1 protein-coding gene and 1 pseudogene are annotated in these 4,557 nt (G+C 31.9%); one reads left to right on the forward strand and one right to left on the reverse strand.

All coding sequences use genetic code 11. The features are described from left to right. Window positions 1-2,789, forward strand: a 2,789-nt coding sequence (locus tag PVV65_RS09100; RefSeq protein ID WP_273789945.1) for a type ISP restriction/modification enzyme, incomplete at its 5' end; no start/stop codon positions are given. A gap of 1,567 nt (window positions 2,790-4,356) precedes the next feature. Here the strand turns inward: PVV65_RS09100 and PVV65_RS09105 are convergent. Beyond that, window positions 4,357-4,557 (reverse strand): annotated as a pseudogene (locus PVV65_RS09105) (hypothetical protein); the annotation flags it as partial.

Here is a 4,557-nt window from a genome sequence, read left to right on the forward strand (position 1 = left end):
TTGCGGATTATTGGGGCATCTGGGCGAACAATGTTGCGGAGATTGCTCAAAACCACATTAATCGTCTTAAAGATATCCTTTCTGATAAAACCAGTGATGCTTATTATGCTTTTGAGAGCTTTCATAAGGAGTTAAAGAGTAATTTAAACGACAGTATTACCCAAGAGGAAGCGCTTGAGATGTTAGGACAACATCTTGTGACGCGTCCCGTATTTGAAGCTTTGTTTGAAGGCAATAAGTTTGTCCAGAACAATAGTATCTCGCAAGCCATGGAAAAGATCTTAGCTGAGTTGGATAAAACCAATATCCAGCAAGAGTCAAAGGAATTACAAAAATTTTATAACAGCGTAAAATTCCGTGCCTCTGGAATTACCGAACCCCAAGCAAGACAGAACCTTATTATCAAGCTTTATGAAGATTTTTTTGCCAAGGCATTTAAGAAAACCACCGATAGGCTTGGGATTGTTTATACCCCCGTTGAGGTTGTTGATTTTATCATTCACTCTGTTGATGATGTTTTACGCAATGAATTTGGAAAAAGCTTGGGATCACGTGGTGTTTCTATTCTTGACCCTTTTACGGGTACTGGTACCTTTATCACAAGGCTTTTACAATCCAATCTCATAAAACCAGAGGATATGGAATATAAATTCCGTCATGATATTCACGCTAATGAGATTGTTCTCTTAGCTTATTACATAGCAGCCATTAACATTGAATCGACTTATCATAGTCTTATGAAAGGGGAATATATCCCTTTTAAGCATATTGGTTTAACCGATACGTTTCGGATGCTTGAAGAGAAAAATCTGCTACAAAAATTATTTAAAGAAAACAGTGAATATTTAGAACATCAGAAAAATCTAAATATCAAGGTTATCTTTGGCAATCCTCCTTATTCTTCTGGTCAAAGAAGTGAAAATGATAACAATGCTAATGTAGAATATGAAATACTTGATAGAAGCATTCGTGATACATATGCATCAAGATCTCAAGCAATATTAAAAAGAAATCTATATGATAGCTATATACGAGCAATTCGTTGGGCGAGTAACCGCTTAAATTCACAAGGTGGTGTTGTCGCTTATGTTTCTGGAAATGGATGGATAGATAAAGCATTTGCTGATGGTATGCGAAAATGCTTACAGAACGAATATTCTTCTATTTATATTATTAATCTTCGTGGTGATATTCGGAAAAATATAAAGTCAAAACAACTTTCAAAAGAAGGAGAAAATATTTTTGATTCCGGATGTCAAAATGGAATAGCGATAACGCTTTTTGTACGTAATCCAGATAATAGCCAACCTTGCAAAATTTATTATCATGATATTGGTAATAATCTCACAACAAAAGAAAAACTTACAGCTCTAGAATACTTTGATAGTATTTCTGGCATTACAAATAAATCAAGCTGGCAAATGATTACACCAGACAAGCACGGTGATTGGCTTGATCAACGTGATGATAGATTCAAATCATTTTTAGCCATAGGTTATAAGAGTTATAAGAAAGGAGAACATACTAAAAAGCTCTTTGAAACGTTTTCTCTTGGAGTTGTAACAAGTCGTGATGCTTGGGTATATAATTCAAGCTATGAAGTTTTAGAAAAAAACATGAGTAATATGATTACTTTCTATAATAGCGAAGTGGAACGTTTTAATAATGCTTATGGACATGCTGACCGTAAAATACGTAAAAATGCTATAAACAATTTTGTAAATTCTGATGAAAGTAAAATCAGTTGGAGTCATAATGTTAAGCAAGAACTGGTAAAAGGAAAAGTTTTTGAACTTGAAGATACGTGCCTTACACAAAGTTTGTATCGTCCTTTTACACAACAGTGGCTGTATTATAATCGTACTTTCAATGAGAGAGTTTATCAAATGCCGCGCATATTTCCGATAGGACAAGCGGTTGAAAATAGAGTGATACAAGTCACTGGTACCGGAACTCAATCAGGTTTTTCTGTGCTTATGGCAAAAAGTTTGCCTAATCTTGATGTAGTAGATAAAGGTCAATGCTTTCCACGATATATTTACGAAAATGTTACAGCTTTAAGAGATAATAATCAGTCTCATTTATTTACAAACTCTACAGAAGAAAGCAAAGCAGCTGGTTTACAGAGACGTGATGCCATTACTGATGAAGGGCTAGACCATTTTAAAGCGGCTTATCCGAATGAGAATATAACAAAAGATGATCTATTCTATTATGTTTACGGTCTTTTACACTCGGAAGATTATCGTGCTCGTTATGCTGATAACCTCTCTAAAGAATTGCCTCGTATCCCTTGCGTAAAAACGGCTGATGATTTTTGGAAATTTGTAACAGCAGGGCGTGAACTCGGTCATTTGCATGTAAATTATGAAAGCATAGAACCTTATCCAGTGACCTTTAAAAAAGGAAATCCAAAACAGACAGATATTTCTAATCCAGAAAAGTTTTATTACGTGAATGAAATGAAATTCGCAAAAATTAAGAATAGCAAGGAAAAGGATAAATCGACGGTTATTTATAACAGCAATATCATCATAACAGACATTCCTCTTGAAGCTTATGACTATATCGTCAATGGCAAGCCCGCTCTTGAATGGGTTATGGGGCGTCAATGTGTAAAAACAGATAAAAAGAGTGGCATTGTGAATGATGCTAATCGCTATGCTATTGAGACAATGGGTAATCCTGCTTATCCATTAGAGTTGTTTCAAAGGGTTATTACCGTAAGTTTAGAGACAATGAAAATCGTTAAGAACTTACCAAAACTAGAAATTATAGAAACTGAATAAGCTTATAAGACCTTATAACTCATAAGGGGTATAGAATATAGCTATACCTCTTTTGTAAGTTTATTAGATACAATCTTAAAAGGAGTGTTTATATACGTTATTCTAAAAAGAAATCATTTGCACTTTTAAACACCGTCATTTGGATTGCTTTAAGACTTTTAAGGAATCCACTCTTAAATAAGATAAGATTTATTTGGATTGCCTTTAAAAGATTACACTGTAATCTCAAATGATAGCTTTATAGCTTTCAAAAAACCTCTTTAAAGAGAGTTTTATATCTTCATTTTGCTTATAGGTTTTGTCTGTTTTTAAAACCCCCAAAACACCTACAAAAAATATACCATTGGTTGTATTTATGGGTTGCAATATCAATGCGGGTTGTTTTTTAGAAAAATCATAAATCTTAACACATTGAAATATAATAACTTTTATTTTTGATTGAAAAAAATATATAAGGGGGCATAAAAGGAACCCTCAAAATCTTCAAAATCATCAAAACTATAACCATCACTATCTTGATAGCATTTCTTATGATTATAAACTGTCTTTTGAAAGGCTTTAAAGGATCACATGTTTTTTTAGACGTGTTTTAATCATGCTCTAAAATTATAAGTTTATCCACTTAAGTGAACTGATAAAATTCATTAAAGGGATTTTGATAACATAATAAGTTTTCATTTTCATACGCTTTTCATAAAGCACATTTTAATCACTCACTAAAATGATTACTTTTGTCGGTTCAATTTACTGACACAAACTGACAAATATATATTTACAGTTGTATTTATTTGTTATGGTTGTTTTAATAAGTTGTATTTTTGAATAAGAATAAAGAATTAACATATTGAAATATAATGTTTTTAATTTTTTATATCATTTAAAAAAATACTCTAGGGTCTAAAAACAACTGACTAAACTGACAAGACTAACAAAAGTCTATTAAAAGCGATTTTGCTAATCTCTATAGTTATCAATCTCTCTTTAGAGATTTCATAACAAGCTATAAATAACAATTATCCTCTTTATCATTTCTCTTATGAAAATGAAAAATGATGCGGTGGCTATAAAGAATGCATAAAAACAGCAAGCTTTCATAATCACAATGCAAATGAATGCATTTTTTATAAGAGCGCGGTGTCTATTAAGGTCGTTTAAATTAAAGAGCCTTATAAACAAAATTCACAAAAAATTTAAAATTCATTTAGTAAAAAAATAGATACGTTATAAAGTTAAAAATACGCATTATCAGAGCGTTTTTAAATATTATAAATGTATAGATTCAAAAAATAACGCAATCGTTTAAGAAAGCTCATAATATAGCTTTAAAAGCACATAAATATAAAAGAAGCAATTAATAAGCATATGAAAATATATACACACAATGCATTTAAAAAAATCATAAAAAATATCAAAAAAGATAAAATAATAATTGACAATAAATACGTATTTTGTTATATAAATAATCAAGTGATCAAAACACTTGCGCTTTTATGATACGTTTTAAGGAATGCATCTTATAATGCGTTTATAGCGATAAAGAAGGCGCCTCATAGGCCTGTTATTTGTTCTATTTCTCAATCTTGACAACCTCATCACTCTTATAGACCTCATAATTATCAGGAACCAATTTTATCTTACTTTGTATATCTATTTTTGCTCGACCATAGGCACGACCCCAGACTTTGACATAACCAGAGATTTTCGCATTCCCATAAACAGAGCCATAAACCGCGGCACGCCCACTCACTATAGCATTGCCATAAACCTT

The organism is Bartonella sp. ML70XJBT (genome assembly GCF_028618425.1).
GTDB lineage: Bacteria > Pseudomonadota > Alphaproteobacteria > Rhizobiales > Rhizobiaceae > Bartonella.